Origin of the sequence: Rhizobium sp. WSM1274 (genome assembly GCF_025200775.1) — a bacterium.
GTDB classification, from domain to species: domain Bacteria; phylum Pseudomonadota; class Alphaproteobacteria; order Rhizobiales; family Rhizobiaceae; genus Rhizobium; species Rhizobium leguminosarum_I.
Genome location: NZ_CP104138.1, coordinates 1,708,780 through 1,730,132 on the forward strand (window position 1 = coordinate 1,708,780; position 21,353 = coordinate 1,730,132).

The 21,353-nt window shown below is 60.2% G+C and carries 20 protein-coding genes, 1 tRNA gene and 1 pseudogene; 10 read left to right on the plus strand and 12 right to left on the minus strand.

Annotation, left to right across the window (positions count from 1 at the left end; all coding sequences use genetic code 11):
- Window positions 1-52 precede the first annotated feature (52 nt).
- The 5 genes from N2600_RS08675 to N2600_RS08695 all read right to left on the minus strand — a co-directional run bounded on the left by N2600_RS08675 (window position 53) and on the right by N2600_RS08695 (window position 7,699).
- On the minus strand, window positions 53-3,868 hold the full coding sequence (locus N2600_RS08675; RefSeq protein WP_260298611.1) for a vitamin B12-dependent ribonucleotide reductase: 3,816 nt from the start codon (window positions 3,866-3,868) through the stop codon (window positions 53-55).
- A gap of 644 nt (window positions 3,869-4,512) precedes the next feature.
- Complete coding sequence (locus N2600_RS08680) at window positions 4,513-5,103, minus strand: hypothetical protein (protein ID WP_260298612.1); 591 nt, start codon at window positions 5,101-5,103, stop codon at window positions 4,513-4,515.
- Between the two features lie 193 nt (window positions 5,104-5,296).
- Window positions 5,297-5,791: a xanthine phosphoribosyltransferase gene (gene gpt, locus N2600_RS08685; RefSeq protein WP_170258135.1), complete on the minus strand. Its 495-nt coding sequence runs from the start codon at window positions 5,789-5,791 to the stop codon at window positions 5,297-5,299.
- 180 nt (window positions 5,792-5,971) lie between these two features.
- The gene (locus N2600_RS08690; protein WP_260298613.1) at window positions 5,972-6,814 is read right to left on the minus strand and encodes a universal stress protein; all 843 of its coding nucleotides are present in this window, start codon (window positions 6,812-6,814) and stop codon (window positions 5,972-5,974) included.
- A 108-nt stretch (window positions 6,815-6,922) separates the two neighbouring features.
- Window positions 6,923-7,699 (minus strand): competence/damage-inducible protein A, encoded by a 777-nt coding sequence (locus N2600_RS08695; protein WP_260298614.1) that lies wholly within the window; start codon window positions 7,697-7,699, stop codon window positions 6,923-6,925.
- A gap of 332 nt (window positions 7,700-8,031) precedes the next feature.
- Here N2600_RS08695 and wrbA point away from each other — a divergent pair, with 332 nt between their 5' ends.
- The 3 genes from wrbA (at window position 8,032) to N2600_RS08710 (ending at window position 9,204) form a co-directional block, all read left to right on the plus strand.
- Window positions 8,032-8,628 (plus strand): NAD(P)H:quinone oxidoreductase type IV, encoded by a 597-nt coding sequence (gene wrbA, locus N2600_RS08700; protein ID WP_018073296.1) that lies wholly within the window; start codon window positions 8,032-8,034, stop codon window positions 8,626-8,628.
- A gap of 219 nt (window positions 8,629-8,847) precedes the next feature.
- Window positions 8,848-8,932, plus strand: a tRNA-Leu gene (locus N2600_RS08705).
- Between the two features lie 140 nt (window positions 8,933-9,072).
- Window positions 9,073-9,204, plus strand: coding sequence for a hypothetical protein (locus N2600_RS08710; protein ID WP_017963977.1), 132 nt, complete (start codon window positions 9,073-9,075; stop codon window positions 9,202-9,204).
- Between the two features lie 10 nt (window positions 9,205-9,214).
- Here N2600_RS08710 and N2600_RS08715 read toward each other — a convergent pair whose 3' ends face one another.
- Window positions 9,215-9,649 carry a VanZ family protein gene (locus tag N2600_RS08715; protein WP_170261336.1) on the minus strand — a complete coding sequence of 145 codons (435 nt, stop codon included), beginning with the start codon at window positions 9,647-9,649 and terminating at the stop codon, window positions 9,215-9,217.
- A 138-nt stretch (window positions 9,650-9,787) separates the two neighbouring features.
- Between N2600_RS08715 and ilvA the strand changes: the two genes are divergently transcribed.
- The 4 genes and pseudogenes from ilvA to N2600_RS34445 all read left to right on the plus strand — a co-directional run.
- Window positions 9,788-11,038: a threonine ammonia-lyase gene (gene ilvA, locus N2600_RS08720; RefSeq protein WP_017963979.1), complete on the plus strand. Its 1,251-nt coding sequence runs from the start codon at window positions 9,788-9,790 to the stop codon at window positions 11,036-11,038.
- Between the two features lie 37 nt (window positions 11,039-11,075).
- Window positions 11,076-11,402 carry an HlyU family transcriptional regulator gene (locus N2600_RS08725; protein ID WP_131640276.1) on the plus strand — a complete coding sequence of 109 codons (327 nt, stop codon included), beginning with the start codon at window positions 11,076-11,078 and terminating at the stop codon, window positions 11,400-11,402.
- Between the two features lie 236 nt (window positions 11,403-11,638).
- Window positions 11,639-12,910 carry a GGDEF domain-containing protein gene (locus tag N2600_RS08730; RefSeq protein WP_260298615.1) on the plus strand — a complete coding sequence of 424 codons (1,272 nt, stop codon included), beginning with the start codon at window positions 11,639-11,641 and terminating at the stop codon, window positions 12,908-12,910.
- Between the two features lie 29 nt (window positions 12,911-12,939).
- Window positions 12,940-13,139, plus strand: a pseudogene (locus tag N2600_RS34445) (TetR/AcrR family transcriptional regulator); the annotation flags it as partial.
- A 48-nt stretch (window positions 13,140-13,187) separates the two neighbouring features.
- On the opposite strand, the gene N2600_RS08735 reads toward N2600_RS34445, so the two are convergent.
- Window positions 13,188-13,802, minus strand: a complete 615-nt coding sequence (locus N2600_RS08735) for an FMN-dependent NADH-azoreductase (protein ID WP_260298616.1) — start codon at window positions 13,800-13,802, stop codon at window positions 13,188-13,190.
- Between the two features lie 139 nt (window positions 13,803-13,941).
- Between N2600_RS08735 and N2600_RS08740 the strand changes: the two genes are divergently transcribed.
- Window positions 13,942-14,910, plus strand: coding sequence for a LysR family transcriptional regulator (locus tag N2600_RS08740; RefSeq protein WP_170258141.1), 969 nt, complete (start codon window positions 13,942-13,944; stop codon window positions 14,908-14,910).
- 74 nt (window positions 14,911-14,984) lie between these two features.
- Here the strand turns inward: N2600_RS08740 and N2600_RS08745 are convergent, their stop codons facing one another.
- The 4 genes from N2600_RS08745 to N2600_RS08760 all read right to left on the minus strand — a co-directional run bounded on the left by N2600_RS08745 (window position 14,985) and on the right by N2600_RS08760 (window position 19,240).
- Window positions 14,985-16,973 carry a bifunctional 2',3'-cyclic-nucleotide 2'-phosphodiesterase/3'-nucleotidase gene (locus tag N2600_RS08745; RefSeq protein ID WP_260298617.1) on the minus strand — a complete coding sequence of 663 codons (1,989 nt, stop codon included), beginning with the start codon at window positions 16,971-16,973 and terminating at the stop codon, window positions 14,985-14,987.
- 255 nt (window positions 16,974-17,228) lie between these two features.
- On the minus strand, window positions 17,229-17,633 hold the full coding sequence (locus N2600_RS08750) for a PilZ domain-containing protein (protein ID WP_222383776.1): 405 nt from the start codon (window positions 17,631-17,633) through the stop codon (window positions 17,229-17,231).
- 84 nt (window positions 17,634-17,717) lie between these two features.
- Window positions 17,718-18,599: a DMT family transporter gene (locus N2600_RS08755; RefSeq protein ID WP_260298618.1), complete on the minus strand. Its 882-nt coding sequence runs from the start codon at window positions 18,597-18,599 to the stop codon at window positions 17,718-17,720.
- A 179-nt stretch (window positions 18,600-18,778) separates the two neighbouring features.
- The gene (locus N2600_RS08760; RefSeq protein ID WP_017963987.1) at window positions 18,779-19,240 is read right to left on the minus strand and encodes an Lrp/AsnC family transcriptional regulator; all 462 of its coding nucleotides are present in this window, start codon (window positions 19,238-19,240) and stop codon (window positions 18,779-18,781) included.
- Between the two features lie 156 nt (window positions 19,241-19,396).
- On the opposite strand from N2600_RS08760, the gene ald reads away from it, so the two are divergent.
- Window positions 19,397-20,515, plus strand: coding sequence for an alanine dehydrogenase (gene ald / locus N2600_RS08765; RefSeq protein WP_222383986.1), 1,119 nt, complete (start codon window positions 19,397-19,399; stop codon window positions 20,513-20,515).
- A 15-nt stretch (window positions 20,516-20,530) separates the two neighbouring features.
- On the opposite strand, the gene N2600_RS08770 is transcribed toward ald, so the two are convergent.
- Window positions 20,531-21,037 carry a DUF1203 domain-containing protein gene (locus N2600_RS08770; RefSeq protein ID WP_260298619.1) on the minus strand — a complete coding sequence of 169 codons (507 nt, stop codon included), beginning with the start codon at window positions 21,035-21,037 and terminating at the stop codon, window positions 20,531-20,533.
- A gap of 77 nt (window positions 21,038-21,114) precedes the next feature.
- Here N2600_RS08770 and N2600_RS08775 point away from each other — a divergent pair, with 77 nt between their 5' ends.
- On the plus strand, window positions 21,115-21,351 hold the full coding sequence (locus tag N2600_RS08775; RefSeq protein WP_222383778.1) for a hypothetical protein: 237 nt from the start codon (window positions 21,115-21,117) through the stop codon (window positions 21,349-21,351).
- Window positions 21,352-21,353: the final 2 nt, after the last annotated feature.

Below are 21,353 nucleotides of genomic sequence, written 5' to 3' on the forward strand. Positions count from 1 at the left end.
CTATTTGAGATCTATTGACCCTCTGTGCGATGCGATGGAACTCAGAGAGTCTTTAGCTGCACCCGCTCGTCGCCCCACACGTGTCGCACTTCTCGCAGGTCCCATTCCGCACCATCGTGAAGTTCTGGCATTCCGAGCACATGTTGCCGGTATAGCCCTGCATGATCGAGCGCTGGCGGCGTTCGGCTTCCCGCTTCTTGGCTTCGGATTTCGCCGTTGCCGCGTCTGCCGCCGCCTTATCGGAGAACAGGGCCGTTGCGTCGCTGGTGAGTTCCTCGGTCACCTCTTCGGCGATCTCTTCCGCCAGTTCCTTGGCGCGCTCCTCATAGTCGCGCTTGAAGGCGACGATTTCGGAGGTGGAGACGGCAATCGTCGGCTCCAGCTTGCGGGCAGCGCTGCCTGCAAAGGCGGTCACAGTGCTGGTGGAAGCGGCGCGGGCAGGGGCGGCGGTGGCTGCACCCTTGGGTTCGCCTGCCTGGCGTTCGCCGCCGGTGCCGGACACCAGCGTCGGCTTGTAGCCGCGGGTCCAGCCGGTGGAGAGCAGGTTGGTCTTGCCTTCCTGGATGCCCTTGCCGAGCGCGGTGTTCGAGAAGTCCGACGTATCGACATGCGCCAGGTCATGGCGGCCGAGATAGGAGACAGCAAGCTCGCGGAAGACATAGTCGAGGATCGAGGTGGCGTTCTTGATCGCGTCATTGCCGATGACCATGCCGGCCGGCTCGAACTTGGTGAAGGTGAAGGCCTCGACATATTCCTCGAGCGGCACGCCGTACTGCAGGCCAAGCGAGATGGCGATGGCGAAATTGTTCATCATCGCACGGAAGGCAGCGCCTTCCTTGTGCATGTCGATGAAGATTTCGCCGATGCGGCCGTCGCCGAATTCGCCGGTGCGCAGATAGACCTTATGTCCGCCGACGGCGGCCTTCTGGGTATAGCCCTGGCGGCGGTTCGGCAGCTTCTCGCGTTCGCGCGAAACTCGTTCGATCACCCGCTCGATGATCTTCTCGGTGACGGTGACGGCCTGGGCGGCCAGCGGCGCCTGCAGCAGTTCCTCCAGCGCATCCTCGTCGTCCTCGTCCTCGATCAGCGAGGAGTTGAGCGGCTGCGACAGCTTCGAGCCGTCGCGATAGAGCGCGTTGGCCTTGAGGCCAAGCTTCCAGGAGAGCATGTAGGCGTTCTTGCAATCCTCGACGGTCGCCTCGTTCGGCATGTTGATCGTCTTGGAAATCGCACCCGAGATGAACGGCTGGGCCGCCGCCATCATGCGGATATGGCTTTCCACAGAGAGGTAGCGCTTGCCGATCTTGCCGCACGGATTGGCGCAATCGAAGACCGGCAGATGTTCATTCTTGAGGAAGGGCGCGCCTTCCAGCGTCATCGCACCGCAGACATGGATGTTGGCGGCTTCGATGTCCTTCTTCGAGAAGCCGATATGGTCAAGCAGGCTGAAGCTCATGTCGCCGAGCTGTTCGTCGGAAACCTTCAGCGTCTCCTTCAGGAAGTCGGCGCCGAGCGTCCACTGGTTGAAGACGAACTTGATGTCGAAGGCGCTCTTCAGCGCGGCGTTGACGGCTTCGACCTTCTCGTCGGTGAAGCCCTTGGTCTTCAGCGTCGACGGATTGACAGCCGGCGCCTGGTTCAGGTTGCCGTGGCCGACGGCATAGGCCTCGATCTCGGCGATCTGGCTTTCCGAATAACCGAGCGTGCGCAACGCGTCGGGCACGGCGCGGTTGATGATCTTGAAGTAGCCGCCGCCGGCGAGCTTCTTGAACTTGACGAGAGCGAAGTCGGGCTCGATACCGGTGGTGTCGCAATCCATCACGAGACCGATCGTGCCGGTGGGCGCGATGACCGAGACCTGCGCATTGCGGTAGCCATGCTGTTCGCCGAGCTCGAGCGCCTTGTCCCAGGCCGATTTGGCGTGAGCGACGAGATCCTGGTCCGGGTTTTCCGAATGGATCAGCGCGACCGGGTTGATCGACAGCGCCTCATAGCCGGAGCTCTCGCCATGCGCCGCACGGCGATGGTTGCGAATGACCTTGAGCATGCTCTCGCGGTTCGGCGCGAAATTCGGGAAGGGGCCGAGCTCGGCAGCCATTTCGGCCGAGGTCGCATAGCAGATGCCGGTCATGATCGCGGTCAGCGAACCGGCAATGGCGCGGGCTTCAGCGGAGTCATAGGGAATGCCAGTCGACATCAGCAGGCCGCCGATATTGGCGTAGCCGAGGCCGAGTGTGCGGTATTCGTAGGAGAGTTCGGCAATGCGCTTCGACGGGAACTGCGCCATCATCACCGAGACTTCGAGCACGACGGTCCACAGGCGAACCGCGTGTTCGTAATCGGCGATGTTGATGCGCTTGGTAGCCTTGTCCTTGAACTGCAGCAGGTTCAGCGAGGCAAGGTTGCAGGCGGTGTCGTCGAGGAACATGTATTCCGAGCACGGGTTCGAGCCGCGGATCGGGCCGCCGGCCGGCGAAGTGTGCCAGTCGTTCATCGTCGTGTTGAAGTGGATGCCCGGATCGGCCGAGGCCCAGGCTGCGTAGGAAATGGTTTCCCAGAGGTCGCGCGCCTTCAGCGTCTTCATCACTCGGCCGTCCTTGCGGGCGGTCAGGTTCCATTCGCCATCATTCTCGACGGCGCGCAGGAAGTCGTCCTTGATCGAGACGGAGTTGTTGGAGTTCTGGCCGGATACCGTGAGGTAGGCTTCCGAATCCCAATCGGTGTCGTAGGTCTTGAATTGGAGATCCTTATAGCCCTGGCGGGCAAACTGGATGACGCGCTGGACGTAGTTCTCGGGAACCTGGTCCTTCTTGGCGGCGCGGATTTCGCGCTTCAGGGCAGGGTTCTTGTTGGGGTCGTAGCAATCGCCGTTATCGCCGCCTTCGCAGTTGAAGCAGGCCTTCATGATCGCCTTCAGATGCTTGGCGACGACCTTGGAGCCGGTGACGAGAGCCGCGACCTTCTGCTCTTCCTTGACCTTCCAGTTGATATATTCCTCGATATCGGGATGGTCGATGTCGACGACCACCATCTTGGCGGCGCGGCGCGTCGTGCCGCCCGATTTGATGGCGCCGGCGGCGCGGTCGCCGATCTTCAGGAAGCTCATCAGGCCGGAGGAGCGGCCGCCGCCGGAAAGCTTTTCGCCTTCGCCACGCAGCATCGAGAAATTGGAGCCGGTGCCGGAGCCGTATTTGAACAGGCGCGCCTCACGCACCCAGAGATCCATGATGCCGCCTTCGTTGACGAGATCGTCCTCGACGGACTGGATGAAGCAGGCATGCGGCTGCGGGTGTTCGTAGGCCGACTTGGACTTGGTCAGCTTGCCGGTGAAGGGGTCGACGTAGAAATGGCCCTGGCCGGGACCGTCGATGCCATAGGCCCAGTGCAGGCCGGTGTTGAACCACTGCGGCGAGTTCGGGGCGACGCGCTGGGTGGCGAGCATATAGGCAAGCTCGTCCTTGAAGGCCGAGGCATCTTCCTCGGAGGAGAAATAGCCGCCCTTCCAGCCCCAATAAGTCCAGGTGCCGGCCAGACGGTCGAAGACCTGGCGCGCATCGATTTCGGAGCCGGTCTGCTCATCCTTCGACAGGGTCTTCAGCGCAGCATCGTCGGGAACGGAGCGCCACAGGAAGGAAGGAACATCGTTTTCCTCGACCTTCTTCAGCCGGGTGGGAACGCCGGCCTTGCGGAAATACTTCTGCGCCAGAACGTCGGTCGCGACCTGGGAGAACTGCGCGGGAACGTCGATGTTCTCGAGGCGGAACACGATCGAACCGTCGGGGTTCTTGATCTCGCTCGTCGCCTTGCGGAATTCGATATCCGCATAGGCGCCTTGGCCGGCCTTCGTGAAACGACGTTCGATGCGCATGGTCTTGACCTCGTGTTGGCGCCCGGTCCCCGCGACCTCGGCGCAAAATTTCTATCCGGCGGCACTTTTTGGTCGTGCAGCCAGTCTCGTTTCCGTATCGTGACAGGGGTGTCATCCGGAGATGATCTTCCTGTATCTTGTGGTGATGGTGGCTGCAAACACTAAATATAGTATTAACAGCTTATTATCGCCAGCCCCGATGTCACTTTTTTTGGAGGCTGAAAACCGCGCAAAATCCTGTCGGGCCTGAACCGTTTTCGGTCCATCGCCCTGATTCCGCGTCCTAATTTTCAAAAGGGAACCGGGCTCGTTACCTCCGGTCCTGTCGCCGCCGCAACATCAGGATCAGTAAAGTTTGAAACAGCTGATTCCGTCAAGGGCTGGCTTTTAATTGATTGCTAACCACAACATGTTGTGGATGCGCCTGTGGAGATTGGGGAAAGCCGGGGAGCGCTGATATTACAATGGCTTGCAGGCGTTGCCGGCTAAGGAAACCCTCTGAATGGCAAAAAACAGTCCTGCGGCAAATCTTATGATGGCATTTCCGGCGCAAATGAGCATGCCGATTCGCCGGTGAAATCAGCGCTCTTGTTCTTACGCATGTCGTTGTCGCAAACCGCTGCACAGTTTTGCGCGACATGTTTTTAAAGCGCATCGATGGCGATGGTGACGATGGCGACGCCGATCGGCCTGTTCTCTTCGTCCATGACGACAAAGCTCGCCTGCGTCTCGAGATTCTGGGTGGATTCATTGCGTTCCGCCCGGTCGATGAAGATCTCGCGGGAGCCGTTAGCGAAGGTTTGGAGATATTTCTCCTCGTCGCCCTGCCAGAAGTCGGCGGTGATGGTGCTCTGCCCGACATTCAGCCCATGCGAGTCCGTGACGAAAAATTCGAGAATCGCGCCCTGCGAGGCGTCCTGCTCGGCTTTCAGGTAATGCGATATGGATTTATCGAGCAGCAGCTTGACCATCTGCAGGTGGTGCTGATCGACCTCCGACCGGTAGGTCTCGTCGAGCACCCGCAGATCCATTTCACTGACATCGCCGAATTTCGCGTTTTGCTCGGCGATGGCTTTCAGCACCAAGGGGGTATCCACTATCGGCCGGATCCGCTTCTCGACATAGTCCCGCACGAGGGGAATATAGCCAGGCTCAGCGCGGACAGGTGCCAGCGGCAACAGAAAGGCCGCCAGCCCGACGGTCGCGACCGCTCTTATATGCGCCCATCGAGCCATCGTGCTTCCCTATACCGCATTGTTCGCTGCACGCTTTGGGCGCAACCCGACACGATTCGCAGCCGTCGAGTTTATGAGCAAAAGATAAAATAGATGTGCAGATCCCGATAGCGGATTCCGAAGACATCGCTGACAAAATCTGGAACAATTTCAAGTGGTAAATACTATGGTTGCGCGTTTTGATCGGTGGCAATCAGCCCGCGCCCTTGGCGATCGGCTCCTGATAGGTGAAGCCCATGTCCCAGGGGAAATAGATCCAGGTATCCTGGCTCACCTCGGTAATGAAGGTGTCGACCGTCGGCACGCCCTTCGGCTTGGCGTAGACGCAGGCGAAATGTGCCTTCGGCAGCATGGTGCGCACCTGGGCGGCGGTCTTGCCGGTATCGGTCAGATCGTCGACGACCAGCACGGCTTCGCCGCCATTTTCCATAAGTTCGGGCGCTATTCCCTTGAGCAGCACCATGTCGCCCTGGTTCACATAGTCATGATAGGATGCGACGCAAACGGTCTCGATCAGCCGGATATTCAGTTCGCGCGAAATGATCGCAGCCGGAACCAGGCCGCCGCGGGTGATGCAGACGATCGCCTTGAACGTCTGATCAAGGCCGGCAAGCCGCCAGGCAAGGGCGCGCGCATCGCGGTGGAACTGATCCCAGGAAACGGGAAAGGCTTTATCGGGAAGGGACATCGGGCTGCTCCGCGGCATGAAAAAACGACACGCCGTTGGCCGGCGACCGGACGGGCTTGAAGCGGCGATCGGCAAAATGCAAATCGCGCAGCCGGAACTGCGCGAGATGGGCCGAGGCTCGAAGCTGTCATCGGTCGCCGCAATTAGCGGGATTTGCCGGCAAAAGGCAAGAGCAGCCAATCAACGCGATAACAGGGTCAGTGCCGTCATCGATTGCAGCAGGGTTCTCGTCGTGCCGCCGAAGATCATCTGCCAGAGCCAGGAATGTGTATAGGCGCCCATGACGAGAAGATCGATGCTGCTGTCCGAAAGCCGGTTCTCGATGACATGCGATGCGCTTTTGTCCACACTTTGTGCCGTCGAAAGCGTCGTCTTGACGCCATGACGTGCAAGCGTCGCGGCGATGTCGGCGCCAGCGGCCAGCGGCGATTGCAGCGCCGTGTCGGCCGGATCGACCGAAAAGATCTCCACCTCGTCGGCGGCTTTGAGGATCGGTAGCGCGTCGAAGGTCGCGCGCGCCGCCTCCTTCGAGCCGTTCCAGGCGACCAGCACGCGCTTGATCGGCTTCGGCTGGCGAATGATATAGGGGATCATCAGCACCGGCCGGCCGCTTTCGAAGAGAAAGCTGTCGACGTCGACGTGGCTGTCGGAAGGTCTGGCCGGGTCGGCCTGTGAGGCGATCAACAGGTCGGCGCTGCGGGCACTTTCGATCAGCGGCGCGGAGCCGTATCCGGTGGATGTGGCAAAGCTGCGCCACTCAGAAGAGGCTCCTGATGCCTCCGCTTTCGCCCTGAAGATGCGCTCAACCGCAATCGTTTCGCTGTGCGCCATGTCCTGCAGCGCCTGCACGGCGACGGGATCGGGGATTTCCATCGGCGCCACCAGCGGTACGGCGGAGATGATTTCGGCATGCAGACCGATCACATGGGCGCCGCTCTGCACAGCAATGGCAAAGGCGAAATCGGCAACCGCAGCACTATTGTCTGATGTATCGAGAATGGCGAGAATGGTTTTGTAAGACATTTCAATTCTCCTTGCGCTGAAATGGCGTGCGCGAGGGAAGGAATGCACCGGACCGTTCTCCTGTTCCTTGATGGGGATCAAGGATGGCTTTTGAGTTCCGGCGTTCCTTCAAGCCTCCGCGGAATGGTTTTCGGCGATGTCCTTCTTTTGGCGGATGGCGTCGATCATCGCCTGCACCTCGGCGCCGGCTGCATCGATTGCCGCCTGCGAGCGGCCGCGTACGACGATCTCCGTCGAGAATTTCTGGCCGATATAGCGCGGGTAGGAACCGATGCTGGTTTCCGGATGTGCTTTCTGGATAGCGGTCAAGGGCGTGCCGATCTCGCCTTCGCCGTAAGGGCAGGCGATGGCGAGCGAGAGCACCGGCGTGCCGGTTCGAAGCGTCGGCAGCACATTGTCGACCATCGCCTGGAAGACCTGCGGCACGCCGGCCATGACATGGACGTTGCCAATGATGAAGCCGGGCGCGGTCGAGACCGGATTGGCGATATGCACGGCCCCGCGCGGCATGCGCGCCATGCGCTGGCGCGCCTCGGTGAATTCCATCTCGCGGCGCCGGTACATATCGGCAAGCAGTGTCATTGCCGTCTCGTCATATTCGCAGGGCACGCCGAAAGCCTTGGAGATGGCATCGGCAGTGATGTCGTCATGCGTCGGCCCGATACCGCCCGAGGTGAATACGTAATCATATTTGCCGCGAAGCGCGTTCAGCGCCTCGACGATCGCCTCTTCGTCGTCGGCGATGATGCGCACCTCCTTGAGGTCGATGCCGGAAAGTGTCAGCAAATCGGCGAGGTGGCCGATATTTTTATCCTTGGTGCGGCCGGAAAGAAGTTCGTCGCCGATGGCGAGCATGGCGGCGGTGACGACGATGTCTTGGCTCATGGGGTGTTCCGTGATCTGAGGCTGGTGAATAGGTAGTGCCGTTCGGCCGCTTTGCAAACAGCCAGAGCATGATGCCGAAAAGTGCAAGCGGTTTTCGGACGACATCATGCTCTCACTCTTGATTGCGAAGAGCATTCGGATTTTAGGCCGAGCCAGCCTGAAATCTGAATGCTGTTCGGCGCATACGTTCGTTTTTGCTGAAATGAAAACGCAAGTGAATTTTCGTCTACGGATGTTGAACACTGAGTTCTTCAAGGCATGGCTGTGTTCCGAAACCGGCGCTGATAGAACTCCCTCAGGAAATTCAACCAGTGCTCCAAGGGAGATTGAAGATGGCGAAGGTTCTCGTCCTTTATTACTCGGCTTACGGCCATATCGAAACCATGGCCTATGCCGTTGCCGAAGGCGCGAAGTCGGCCGGTGCCGACGTCACCGTCAAGCGCGTTCCGGAACTGGTTCCGGAAGATGTCGCCAAAGCTTCCTACTACAAGGTCGACCAGGCGGCTCCGATCGCCACCGTCGACGAGCTGGCCGATTATGATGCGATCATCGTCGGCGCCGGCACCCGCTTCGGTACGGTCGCCTCGCAGATGCGCAATTTCTGGGATCAGACGGGTGGCCTCTGGTTCGCCGGCAAACTCGTCGGCAAGCTCGGTTCGGTCTTCACCTCTTCGGCAACCCAGCACGGCGGCCAGGAGACGACCATCCTCGGCTTCATCCCCACCTTCCTGCACCAGGGCATGGTCGTTGCCGGCCTGCCTTACGCCTTCCAGGGCCAGATGGGCACCGAGGAAGTCAAGGGCGGCTCGCCTTACGGCGCCTCCACCATCACCAATGGCGACGGCTCGCGCCAGCCTTCCGAGATCGAGCTGGAAGGTGCGAAATACCAGGGCGCCCACGTCGCCAAGCTTGCCGCCAAGCTCGCCTGATCTTTGACGTTGGAATGATAAAGGCGCGGCGGCGCGTGAGCTCGCCGCGCCTTTTCCGTTTTCTCCCGCGACAGACGGAGTGCCTCTTGATCGGTCGAGGCTTTCGGGCGGAAAATGTGTGACGGATCATTCGGCGGTGCAACTGGCCAAACAAGCATGATTTTTACGGCTTGCGGCTCTTCCCATCGCCCATGACGCAAGATATTGAAAACGCCGCAAGCGGGCGTGGCGAAACTGGTAGACGCAAGGGACTTAAAATCCCTCGGCCTTGGCTGTACGGGTTCGACCCCCGTCGCCCGCACCACCTTCATAATCCCGTTCGAATATGCTTGTACTATGCGTGTATATTGTGGATAAAAGCGCACTATTGCTTGCATATGACATTTTCGGTGCAAGGATTGCGCCGCGGCGGTTGAGTAAGTGTTGTCTTGTGGGAGTAAGACGATGGTTTACGATTGGAGTGGGGCAAGGACTAGGCGCATCCGCGTCTTCAAGACCAGTCTCGCGCTTGTTCTCGCAACTGCGATGGCCGCGATACCACTGTTCTTCTGGGCCGTGCAGTTGGGCGATTTCTAATTCGAGATAATCAGCGTTCTGCGAACGGAAGGGCGTTTGGCGCCTTCGTATCGCGCCATTTGTTGATCACCCAGCCGGCAAGCAGCCCGAGGGCTGTACCCATCGCCTTGACGCTCGCGTCATGCAGGCGCGGATGGCGGGTCGGCGCGAAATATTGTAGCCCTTCGATGGCGAATGCGCCGACGATCAGCAGCACGGCCACCGTTTTCCATTGTTTCGGATAGGCAAGCGCGAAGGCGAGGCCGAGAAGTAGATAGGCAACCGCGCGGTCAACATCGACCATCGTGACTGTATTCGGCCTCTCTCCGATCGGCGAAACCGTGACGAAGATGATGAAGGCGAGCAGCAGCCAGGCGAGCGGTTTTGCGAATTTAAAGATCATCATGACTTCATATAAGTGGCCGCCCTTTTCATTGACAGTTAAAATCAGTTCATGTGCCGCCAATTTCGCGATTGGCTTAAGAAAGCCTTCCTCGGAGCGAACCGGTATGGGAGCGAACCGGAAACGGCCGAAACGGGCTTTCTTTTGCCGGCCGGCCTGTGCAATAGCGGCGGTGGCTAGTTGAGAGAATGGACCACGCCCGTGACGAGACTTGATGTCGAAAGCGCCGAAGAGGCGATGCGCAGCCTTTTTCCGGCAACGCCGCTGCAGCTCAATGATCACCTTTCGGCCCGCTATGGGGCCGATATCTGGCTGAAGCGCGAGGACCTGTCGCCGGTGCGCTCCTACAAGATCCGCGGCGCCTTCAATTTCTTCCGCAAGGCGATCGGGCAGGGTGCTGCCGGCAAGACCTTCGTCTGCGCCTCGGCTGGCAATCACGCCCAGGGCTTTGCCTTCGTCTGCCGCCATTTCGGCGTGCCGGGCGTCGTCTTCATGCCGGTGACTACACCGCAGCAGAAGATCGACAAGACCCGTATGTTCGGCGCCGAATTCATCACCATCCGGCTGTTCGGCGACTTCTTCGACCAATGCTACCAAGCCGCCCGCGAACACGTGGAGGCGGTCGGTGGAGTTATGGTGCCGCCCTTCGACCACGCCGACATCATCGAGGGGCAGGCGACCGTCGCCGCCGAAATCATGCAGCAGCTGCCGGAAGGAACGGTGCCGGACATGGTCGTCCTGCCGGTTGGCGGCGGCGGACTGGCCGCCGGCATCACCGGCTATCTCGACGGCACGGTGCCGAAATCGGCTTTCGTCTTCACTGAGCCGGCCGGTGCGCCGAGTCTCAAGCGCAGCATCGAGGCGGGCAAGGTGACGACGCTTCCCAAGGTCGACAATTTCGTCGATGGCGCTGCAGTGGCGCGCATCGGCGACCTGAATTTCGCGGCTCTTCGCGATTTTCCGGCAAGCCAGGTGCAACTCATGCCGGAGAACGCCATCTGCGTCACCATTCAGGAGATGCTGAATGTCGAGGGCGTCGTACTGGAGCCGGCCGGCGCCCTGTCGCTGACGGCGATCGCCGCGATGGACGGCCAAGCGATCCGCGGCAAGACCATCGTTGCCGTCGTCTCCGGCGGTAATTTCGATTTCGAGCGTCTGCCTGACGTAAAGGAAAGAGCCATGCGCTACGCAGGGCTGAAGAAATACTTCATCCTGCGGCTCGCCCAGCGCCCTGGTGCGCTCCGGGATTTCCTCAATCTGCTCGGCCCCGACGACGATATCGCCCGCTTCGAATATCTGAAGAAATCGGCGCGCAACTTCGGTTCCATCCTGATCGGCATTGAAACCAAAGCGCCTGAGAATTTCGCCCGGCTGATCGGAAATTTCGAAGCAGCCGGCATGGGTTACGAGGACATCACCGAAAACGAGATCCTCGCCAACCTGATCATTTGACTTGGCGACAGCGATATCGCCGTGCTAAAGGCGGAGCATGGCTTCGTTCATCTCAAATATCTTTTCGATGTTCTCCGGCGGCGGCAAACCGGCTTCGGAGGCGGCAGGTCCTTCGGGCGAGCCGCAGCTTTACGGCGATTGCACGATCTATGCCGAGCCGCGCAAGGAAGGTGGCCAGTATCGCCTTGCCGGTCGCATCGAAAAGAAGGTCGGCGACGAGGTGCTGGTGCGCAATTTCATCCGCGCCGATCTGTTTTCCTCCTCCGATGATGCTATCGAATGCACGGTGCGCAAGGCGCAGCAGATCATCGATCAGCATGGTTCGTCGCTCTTTGGCGACGGCGAGAAGCTTCGTCAGGTCTGAATCGGGATCCGGGCATAGGTCCTTGATACCGGCTGCAATTATTCCTGTGTGTGACCGGGGTGCGCTCTAGCGAGCGCGTTCTCACTCACGCAATCTTAAAGGATTGCGGTGAAAGGTATCGCCTGCAGAATTTGCAGGACACCCCTCGTGTTTGACTGTTTCGGACGATTGATCAGAAGATTCGCTGTCGCGATCGCTGCGCCAGCAGGAGGCCGAGCGTCCGGAGCCGAGGTCTCATGATGGAGACACTCAACCTCCTTCTCTTCGTTGTCGAAGCCATTGCCTATTTCGTGCTGATGGTGACGCTTCTGCATTTCCGTCATCGGCTTGGTCTCGGAGTTTTCCTGACGGCGCTCGGCGTCATGCATTTCATGGAGACCTATCTGGCGGCGGTCTTCTACGTCTCGCTGCCGTTCGGAGATGTGTCGCCGGGCTCATCCATCTTCTTCTCCGGTAAGCTGATGATGATCTTGATGCTTTACCTGCAGGAAGATGCCGCGACGGTGCGCCAGCCGATCTACGGCCTGTTCCTCGGCAACCTGCTCACCGTCGCTATTGCCTGGGTGCTGCAGTTGCACCAGCCGCTGCAGATGTCGACCAACCACATACCCGACGTCGATTTCCTCAAGGAGATGGGCTGGCTGATGGTCTGGGGCACGGCGCTGCTCTATGTCGATTCGCTCGGCATCATCCTGCTTTACGAAAAACTCGGCGATTTCTTCCGCCGCCGCGTCGTCCTGCGTTTCCTGATTTCGGGCTTCGTGCTGCTGACCTTCGACCAGATCGGCTTCTTCGCCGCACTGCATTACTTCCTGGATGTGCCGATCGCCGCGTTCTGGGGCGGATGGAAGGCCAAAATGCTTGCCGTTTGCCTCTACGCGGCGATGTTCGCATTCTATGAATATCGTATTCGCCGCGTCGGTGCGGGCGGGGCCGCACGCTCCATCAGCGACGTGTTCGGCGACCTGACATTCCGCGAGCGTTACAACGATCTTCTGGAGCGCACCGGCCGCGACATGCTCACTGGCGTCTATGATCGGACGCGCATGGAAATGGAAGCGCCGCTGATGCTGCTCGAGGCACTGAAGCAGGGGGCATTCGCCACCGTCCTCATTATCGACGCCGATCACTTCAAGGATGTCAATGACGGCTACGGCCATCTCCAGGGCGACGAGGTGCTGAAGGCGATCGCCGCCCGATTGGGCACGACGTTGCGCTCGAGTGATCGTGTCTTCCGCTTCGGCGGCGAGGAATTCGTGGCCGTCTGTCCAGGCACCGATCACGAAGAAGGTCTGCTGCTTGCCGAGCGCCTGCGCTGGACGATCGCAACCAGCGTCAAGACGCCGGATGACAGGCCGATCACGGTCAGCATCGGCGTTGCCACTGCCGACGAGGACGGCGTCGATTTCACGGCCGTGCTGACGGCTGCCGACGGCCGGCTCTATGCAGCCAAGAAGAGCGGCCGCAACTGCGTCGTCGGCCGCTCCGGCGTGGTGAAACTCAGTTAGAACGAAAGAAAGCGTCCGTAGGAGACAATAGCGACGGGCTTAGGCGTAATTTCGCGTCACTGGCGAGCAAGGCTGCGGGAGCGGACGAAGGAGAAAGACGTCGCAAGGCGATCATGGCCTTCGCGATGATGGCCGGCGGCGTCGGCCTTGCCGGGATTTCGTCCGATGAAGAACTCTCGGCCGGAATCCTGGCGAGGTCCGAGGTCTCGCCGCCGATATCAACAAATGAAAAACGGCCGGCAGAAGCCGGCCGTTCCATCGAGCGTCGACGAGCCGATCAGGCGGCCAGTGCGATTTCCTGGACGCGCGACTTGGCGGCGTCGATGGCCTTTTCGGCAGCTTCCGGACCGAAGGCCAGGCCTTCGACATAGATGGTCTCGATATCGCTGATGCCGAGGAAGCCGAGAACCGACTTCATGTACGGCACGGCATGGTTCAAGGCGGCGGCCGGGCCCTGCGAGTAGACGCCACCCGAGGCGAGCACCACATAGACCTTCTTGCCGGTTGCGAGGCCGACCGGGCCGCTTTCGGTGTACTTGAAGGTCAGGCCGGCGCGAGCGACGTTGTCGATCCAGGTCTTCAGCGACGAATAGATGTTGAAATTGATGAGGCCGGTGCTGATGACGATCTTGTCGGCGGCGAGCAGTTCGTTGACAAGCTCGTCGGAGGTCTTGACGGCCGCGGCTTCCTCAGCGGTGCGGGCCTCGGCTGGCTTGCGGATCGCGCCGGTGAAGAGGTCATCGATGTGCGGCAGCGGGTTGGCGGCAAGGTCGCGGCGAACGACGACGCTGCCCGGGTTCTGGCTTTTCAGCTTTTCGGCGAGATCGACGGCGATCGGCGTCGAGAGCGATTCGGCACGCGGGCTGGACGTCAGAAGAAGGATGGACGACATGGTGCATTTCCTTTCGAATGGGATTTGACGGCCCCTTGCTGGGAGGTGAGCCGCAGTCTCGATGAGGAAAATAGGTCTGGCCTGCTATCGAAAAAACGGTGATAATGTCGATCGAAACTATCGATGGAATGGATAGAAGATGCTGCCGAACCCGACTCTGGACCAATTGCAGGTGTTTTTGACCGTTGCCGAGACCGGCAGCTTTTCGGCCGCCTCGCGGGCGCTGAACCGTGCACAGTCAGTCGTGAGCTATACGATCGCCAATCTCGAAGCGCAGCTCGAAGTGCCGCTTTTCGAGCGCTTCGGCGCACGCCAGCCAAAGCTGACGGAGGCGGGCAAGGCGATGCTGGAGGATGCGCGGCGCATTCTCGGCGACCTGCAGCTTATGCGGGCGCGCGTCAAAAGCCTGAGGGAAGGGCTCGAAGCGGAGGTTTCCGTCGCCATCAGCGTCATGGTGCCTTCGCGAGCCCTGGTGGAGGTTCTGCGCGAATTTCGCGAGATGTTTCCATCCGTTTCGTTGAGCCTCAACGTCGGCGAGCTCGGAATGGTCATGGATCTCGTCCTGAGCGGCAAGGCGACCGTCGGAATTGGTGGCGCGGTCGTCAAGCAGGACGATTCGATCGTCACGGAACGGATCGGTCATTCCTTCATGTTGCCCGTTGCCGCGCGCAACCACCCGCTTGCCGGGATCGGTCGGCCGCTGACGCTGGGCGACGTGCGCGAGGAAGTGCAACTCGTCGTCACCGATGCGTCGGGCCGGACGAAGGGGCGCGATTTCAACGTTCTGTCCTACAAGACATGGCGCGTCAGCGATATTGCAACGAAGCACCAGCTCATCAAGGCCGGCCTTGGCTGGGGCGGCCTTCCGGCTTCTGTGATCCATGACGATCTCGTCAGTGGCACGCTCGTCCATCTCGATCTGGATGCCTACGAACAGGGGGAGTATCCGATATATTCGGTGCGCCAACTCGCCAACCCGCCCGGACCAGCCGCCACCTGGATGATCGACGCATTTCGCACGCGGCTTTCCGCCTGCCCGAGCCAGGCCGATTTCCATGCTCGGATGGCGGAACTGTCTGAACCCGCTACGCCGCTTGCGGCAGAATGACGAAGGCGCGGGTGCCGCGCCTTCGCTGATATTGTCTTCAATTTAGAGCGGTTCCGCTTTTCCTGGAAATTGCTCTAAAGAACCAGCCTGAACTTCGAGAAACCGTCGGCCCCTTCGCCGGCATCCTCGATCTTCACGCTTTTGACCTCGGCGAGGAACTGCTTCGCCTTCGGGCCGCTTTCGAAGGTTGCGGTCGTACCCGGGAGCGGCTTGAAGGTCCAGTTTGCGTCGGCCGACGGATTGATCGTGCCCTGATCATGGATATAGCGGACGATGACGTCGCGGTTGGTATCAGGCGCCTGGAAGATTACCTTGTCCGCCTTGATCTCAGGGAAATTGCCGCCGCCGGCGGCGCGGTAGTTGTTCGAGACGACGACGAACTTCTGAGCCGGATCGATCGGCTTGCCGTTGAAGGCGAGGTTCTGGATGCGGTTGGCGTCCGGATGGATCGGTTTGCCTGATGAATCATATTTCGGCGGCTGCGACAGGTCGATCTGGTAGGTGACGCCGTCGATCACGTCGAAATTGTAGGACGGGAAATCGGTGTTGAGAAGCGCCGCATCCTTCGAGCCGGCCTCGATGTGATTGAACATGCCGGCCGACATTTCGAGCCAGTTCTTCACCTGGGCGCCGGTGACGGCAACGGCCTGCACCGTGTTCGGGTAGAGATAGAGGTCGGCGACGTTCTTGATGGCGATGTCGCCGGCCGGAACGTCGGTGTAATAGTCGGCGCCACCGCGACCGCCGGCCTTGAAGGGGGCCGCCGCCGAAAGCACCGGCAGGTCCTTGAACTCGGTATCGGCGAGCATTTGCTTGATGTACCAGGTCTGGGCCTGGCTGACGACCTGCACTGAGGGATCGTCGGCAACCAGCGCGAAATAGGAATAGAGCGGCGCGGACGTCTTGCCGACCGGGGTGCGGACATAGGCAAGTGTCGCCTCGTGCTCGGCCTTGGCGGCTTCGATCACGTCCTTCTTGTCGGCGTAGTCGGCAACCACCTTCTTCTTGTCGTCGCGATGATAGATCGGCCGTGCTTCCGAGGTGAAATCGACGATCTTCCAGCTGTTGCCGTCCTTTTCGAGCAGCAGGTCAATAAGACCGAGATGCGAGCCCCAGAAGCCGGCCATCACGGCGGGCTTGCCGTGCAGCGTGCCCTTGACGGGGTCGGCATTGGCCACGCCGTCCCAGCTCTTCGGGCCGGGGAAGACGAGATGCTGGTGGCCGGTGAAGATCGCGTCGATCCCGTCGACGGCGGCGAGATGCAGCGAGGCGTTCTCCATCCTTTCGGACGGTGCGCTGCCGTCGATGCCGGAATGCGAGAGCGCAATGACGATATCGGCGCCGGCTTCCTTCATGGCCGGAACCCAGGCCTTGGCGGCCTCGACGATATCACGCGTCTGCGCCTTGCCTTCGAGGTTCTTGATGTCCCAGAGCATGATCTGCGGCGGTACGAAGCCGATGAAGCCGATCTTGACGGGGCTCTCATTGCCGGCGCCGTCTTTGATCTGCTTTTCCAGAATGATGTAGGGCTTGAAGAAGAGATCGTCCTGCTTCGGGTCCGAGGCGAGCTGACCCTTGGTCAGGTTGGCGCAGACGAAGGGGAAGCTCGCGCCTGCTAGGACCTTGAACATGAAGTCGAGGCCGTAGTTGAACTCATGATTGCCGAGCGTGCCCACAGTATAGCCGAGTGTGTTCATCGCCTTGATCACCGGATGGACGTCGCCGTCCTTCATGCCGTGCTGATAGGCCATGTAGTCACCCATTGGATTGCCCTGCAGCACGTCGCCATTGTCGATCAGCAGCGAGTTGACGGCCTCTGCACGGATCGTGTCGATGATCGTCCCGGTGCGCGACAGGCCCATCGTGTCGTTCGGCTTGTCGGCATAATAGTCATAGGGGAAGACGTTGACGTGAATGTCGGTCGTTTCCATGAGCCTCAGATGCGCCTGGTTGGCGCTGGCGCGGGCGCTGAAAGGGTGCAGCAGCACCAGGGCGGAAGTGGCGGCGAGGCCGCCGAGCAGGGAACGGCGGCTCATCACGCCAACATCGAAAATGGAAGACATGGAAACTCTCCTTTAAAGATGATGCATCGTCCGGCCCGTCAGAGTTAGGACGATTTGGCGAGGAGTACACTGCGAAAATGACAGGACGTCAAAACAATCCGCCGGAAAAGCATCATGGCTCCAAAATGCAATTTATGGTGCAGTCACCCGGCGTCAGGTGCCGCAAACGCAAGGCGAGGTCATCCTCGGCGTCAGTGTCAACCGCAGCCGCTGGAGCGATCTCAGCCGCTCCTTGGACGCAAAGGCCGGGCAACCTTACGAGTTTGGCGTCGATGTTGTTGACTGAGGCGTCCGCTCGACGTTGACGGCGGTTCTAACCAGCGGGCGTACTGCCAATACCGGCCGCATCTCCTTATGGAAAAAGCGGAAATATGAGGAGATCTGCGCCCGCGCATTCGAATTCACGTCGAACTGGATGCCGACGCGGCCATTGTGCTTCCAGCGGATGATGCCTTCGAGCAGCCCGAGGTTGTCGGCCTCGATGCGCACCTTGCTGCCGGAAGCGGCGTGGAGCGGCCCCTTCATCTCCAGGGCCGCACCGGTAGGCGATAGGTTGAGGATGCGGGCATCCACCTGGCTGTTCAGGTATTTGACCTGGCCGAACACGCGGCAGTTTTTCCGGTCGGCCTTCCGGGCCGTGATTTTCAAGTTGCGGGTCATACTGTCTCCCTTGGTATTGCCGGGGAGCATAGCGCCGGAAAATTGAAATGGTTTTAGGGGCTTGGCTAAAATTGCAGTGAAACGTCAATTGGCAGCCGGGGCTCTGCGTCCCACCACATGTTCGCGCCAGACCGTAAAGATGCCGGCGGCGACCACGATCGCCGAGCCGACGATCATGTTGAAGCTGAGCGTTTCGCCATAGATCACCATGCCGAAGATAGAAGCGTAGACAAGTGACAGATAGGTCAGCGGCTGGACGGCGGCGGCATCGAGAACATCGTAGGCGCGGATCAGGAAATAATGGCTGGAAATGCTGGTAATGCAGACGAGCGCCATCCAGCCCCAGTCGCCCGGCGCCATCCAGCTCCAGTAGAACGGTCCGACCAGCGTCATCGTGACGCCGCCGACGACGCCGGTATAGAAGAAGCTGGTCATCGACGAATCGTCGCGGCTGACCAGACGGGTGGCGATGACGTAGAAGGCGAAGTTGAAGCAGGAAATGACGGCGAGAAGCAGCTTCACGTCGAAAAATTCGCCTTCCGGCTTCAGGATCAGCAGCACCCCGAACAGTCCGGCGCCGATCGCTGACCACCGCCGCCAGCCGACCCGCTCGCCGAGGATCGGCATCGCCAGCAGCGCGATCAGGATCGGCGTCGCGGAAAAGATCGCCTGTGAACGGGCAAGGCCGATTACGGCAAAGCAGGTGATGGCGAGAACCACCTGGACTGCAAGCAGAACGCCGCGCGTCACCTGCAGGAAGGGGCGTTTGGTGCGGGCCGTCGCCCTGATACCGCCGCGCATCTTCGAAGCGAGGATGATCGTGAAAAACGCAAAGGCCCAATAGCGGATCATCGTCACGAAGATCGGCGGATAGGCCGTCGCCAGATGTTTCGAGATGGCATCCTGCAGGGAGAAGATGGTGATCGCCAGCAGCGCGAAAATATAGCCTTGGGTCTTCGATGTCATGATTTGCCATTACTGTATAATTTCACCCCTACATCGATTCCGATGTAAGGGTGAAATTACACAGAAGTCCAAAGTGTTACAGCGTCCTCTTCGCGTATGAAAAGACGCGCGGCGCTGTAGTGGGGAAACGCCTGCGCGCGCCGAAAGTCTGGGCAGGCTTTCGGCAAAGATGCAAGGCCTCAAAGGCCGACATTCGGCTTGTCGATGATTTCTCTGAGCGCGAAGCTGGAATTGATCTTGACGACGTGGGGCAGCGCCGACAGCCAGTCGCGGTGGATCCGCTCATAGTCCTCAAGGTCGCGGGCGGCGACGCGCAAGATATAGTCGTATTCGCCCGACATCAGGTAACAGACGAGCACGTTCGGGCAGAGCTTCACTGCTGCCTCGAATTCCGCCAGCGTCTTGGCGAACTGGCCGGAGAGCGAGATATGCACGATGGCGATCATCTTGTAGTCGAGCGCCTTGTGTGAAAGCCGCGCATGGTAGCCGCCGATGACGCCGCTTCTTTCCAAGATGTCGAGCCGGCGCGAACAGGCCGAAGGTGACAATCCGATCCTTTCGGCAAGCTCGGCATTGGTGATGCGGGCATTGGTCTGCAATGCCCGCAGAATCGCAAGATCGATGGTGTCGAGATCAGCCATTCGAAGAACCTTCGAAAAAAGATAGGATGAATGCAATAATCGCCGAAAAATCGCGCCTTCGCAAATCGTCTTTGCAAGGACATTTCACTGTCTTGATGGTTGGATTCCTCATCTGAAAAAATCCGCGGCCGCGGAGATAAAATGAGAGGAACGCGCATGCGTGTCGGTTGCCCGAAGGAAATCAAGAATCATGAATATCGCGTCGGCCTGACGCCGGCTTCGGTGCGAGAATATGTTGCCCACGGCCACGAGGTCTGGGTGGAGACCAAGGCAGGCGTCGGTATCGGCGCTGATGATGCTGCCTATGCCGCGGCCGGCGCGAAGATCGCCGCCTCCGCCAAGGATATCTTCGAAAAGTGCGACATGATCGTCAAGGTGAAGGAGCCGCAGCCTGGCGAATGGGCGCAGCTCCGTGACGGCCAGCTTCTCTACACCTATCTGCATTTGGCGCCGGATCCCGAACAGACCAAGGGTCTCATCGCCTCCGGCGTCACCGCGATCGCCTATGAGACGGTGACTGACGAGCGCGGCGGCCTGCCGTTGCTGGCGCCGATGTCGGAGGTCGCCGGACGCCTGTCGATCCAGGCGGGAGCGACCGCGCTGCAGAAGGCCAATGGTGGCCTCGGCGTCCTGCTCGGCGGCGTACCCGGCGTGTTGCCGGCCAAGGTCGCGGTCATCGGCGGCGGCGTCGTCGGCTTGCATGCGGCCAGGATGGCCGCCGGCCTCGGAGCCGATGTCAGCATCCTCGACAAGTCGCTGCCGCGGCTGCGCCAGCTCGACGATATCTTCGCAGGCCGCATCCACACGCGTTATTCCAGCATCCAGGCGCTGGAGGAGGAAGTCTTCTCGGCCGATCTCATTATCGGCGCCGTGCTGATTCCAGGCGCTGCCGCTCCGAAGCTCGTCACCCGCGAGATGCTTTCCGGCATGAAGAAGGGCTCCGTCATCGTCGACGTCGCCATCGACCAGGGCGGCTGCTTCGAGACCTCGCATGCGACGACCCATTCCGATCCGACTTACGAAGTCGACGGCGTCGTGCATTATTGCGTCGCCAACATGCCGGGTGCTGTACCGGTCACCTCGGCGCACGCGCTGAACAATGCCACATTGGTTCATGGCCTGGCGCTTGCCGATCGCGGTCTGCGCGCCATCGCCGAAGACAAGCATCTGAGGAACGGCCTCAACGTCCATAGGGGCCGCATCACCAGCAAGCCGGTCGCCGACGCGCTAGGCTACGAGGCCTTCGCGCCGGAGAGCGTGCTGAACGTAGCGTAAGTACCTGGCTATAGGTCAGAAGGCGCCGTTCTCCGCTAGGGCCGGCGCCTTTTCCTTGTCGATCCGGCACTGGAAACAGTTGTTGCGTGCAGAGCGCACATGCACATAGGCGATATCAGGCCGGGCCAGCAGCTCCTCGCCATAGGCTGGAATATCGCCGATCTCAGTCACCGCGCCGGTGCCGTAGACGATGCGGTCGTTCTCGCTATAGCCGCGGACGATGAAGTCGCGGCTCGTCGTCAACACCGGCGGTATGATCTCTTCGGCGCCGTAGCGTGCGCAACGCTGCTTGTGCAGGAAGACCGGGCCGGTTTCGGCATAGGGCTGCAGCTCCGGGAAGGGCCGGTAGGCGAAGACCAGCAACTCCTCGCCGGCATCGATATTCTGAAGGCAATGGCGGCAGGGATGACCGGGACCATCGGAGACGATCGTCTCGGGCAGCCTGTCATAGGCGTCGCGACCGCCGCTCCAGAGGTGTTCGGCGTCGGTCGTCGGCATGGCAACAAAACGAATGGCGGTCATGATAGATTTCCTTTGTATTGCCATGAAATGCACCTGGACGAGCGCGCGAGCCACCCGATTCTTGCCTGCTTCTCGATATGAGATCGCCGAAGAGCGAAAATCCAAGTATCTTCTGTCCGAACGCTGCAGGCGAAAGGAGAAGCCCCTTGGCCGACGTCGATCTCGCGCTGCTGGCGCAACAGAATGCGGAAATACTGGAAGAGCTCAGGGCTCTGCGGCGGGAAGTGGCGGAACTGAAGGAACAGTCGGGCCGCACGCTCGATTTCGAGCGCCGCAACGACCCGCGCCGCCCGAACAGCCTGACGCAGCGTTAGTC

Coding starts and splice junctions, on each gene's coding strand:
- N2600_RS08760 (WP_017963987.1), bottom strand. CDS start 19,240: ATGGCTGATCTCGACACCATCGATCTTGCGATTCTGCGGGCATTGCAG.
- N2600_RS08770 (WP_260298619.1), bottom strand. CDS start 21,037: ATGACCGCCATTCGTTTTGTTGCCATGCCGACGACCGACGCCGAACAC.
- N2600_RS08695 (WP_260298614.1), bottom strand. CDS start 7,699: ATGAGCCAAGACATCGTCGTCACCGCCGCCATGCTCGCCATCGGCGAC.
- N2600_RS08735 (WP_260298616.1), bottom strand. CDS start 13,802: ATGTCGTCCATCCTTCTTCTGACGTCCAGCCCGCGTGCCGAATCGCTC.
- N2600_RS08690 (WP_260298613.1), bottom strand. CDS start 6,814: ATGTCTTACAAAACCATTCTCGCCATTCTCGATACATCAGACAATAGT.
- ald (WP_222383986.1), top strand. CDS start 19,397: ATGCGTGTCGGTTGCCCGAAGGAAATCAAGAATCATGAATATCGCGTC.
- N2600_RS08740 (WP_170258141.1), top strand. CDS start 13,942: ATGCTGCCGAACCCGACTCTGGACCAATTGCAGGTGTTTTTGACCGTT.
- N2600_RS08750 (WP_222383776.1), bottom strand. CDS start 17,633: ATGACCCGCAACTTGAAAATCACGGCCCGGAAGGCCGACCGGAAAAAC.
- N2600_RS08710 (WP_017963977.1), top strand. CDS start 9,073: ATGGTTTACGATTGGAGTGGGGCAAGGACTAGGCGCATCCGCGTCTTC.
- N2600_RS08675 (WP_260298611.1), bottom strand. CDS start 3,868: ATGCGCATCGAACGTCGTTTCACGAAGGCCGGCCAAGGCGCCTATGCG.
- N2600_RS08755 (WP_260298618.1), bottom strand. CDS start 18,599: ATGACATCGAAGACCCAAGGCTATATTTTCGCGCTGCTGGCGATCACC.
- N2600_RS08730 (WP_260298615.1), top strand. CDS start 11,639: ATGATGGAGACACTCAACCTCCTTCTCTTCGTTGTCGAAGCCATTGCC.
- gpt (WP_170258135.1), bottom strand. CDS start 5,791: ATGTCCCTTCCCGATAAAGCCTTTCCCGTTTCCTGGGATCAGTTCCAC.
- N2600_RS08680 (WP_260298612.1), bottom strand. CDS start 5,103: ATGGCTCGATGGGCGCATATAAGAGCGGTCGCGACCGTCGGGCTGGCG.
- N2600_RS08775 (WP_222383778.1), top strand. CDS start 21,115: ATGAGATCGCCGAAGAGCGAAAATCCAAGTATCTTCTGTCCGAACGCT.
- N2600_RS08745 (WP_260298617.1), bottom strand. CDS start 16,973: ATGTCTTCCATTTTCGATGTTGGCGTGATGAGCCGCCGTTCCCTGCTC.
- wrbA (WP_018073296.1), top strand. CDS start 8,032: ATGGCGAAGGTTCTCGTCCTTTATTACTCGGCTTACGGCCATATCGAA.
- N2600_RS08725 (WP_131640276.1), top strand. CDS start 11,076: ATGGCTTCGTTCATCTCAAATATCTTTTCGATGTTCTCCGGCGGCGGC.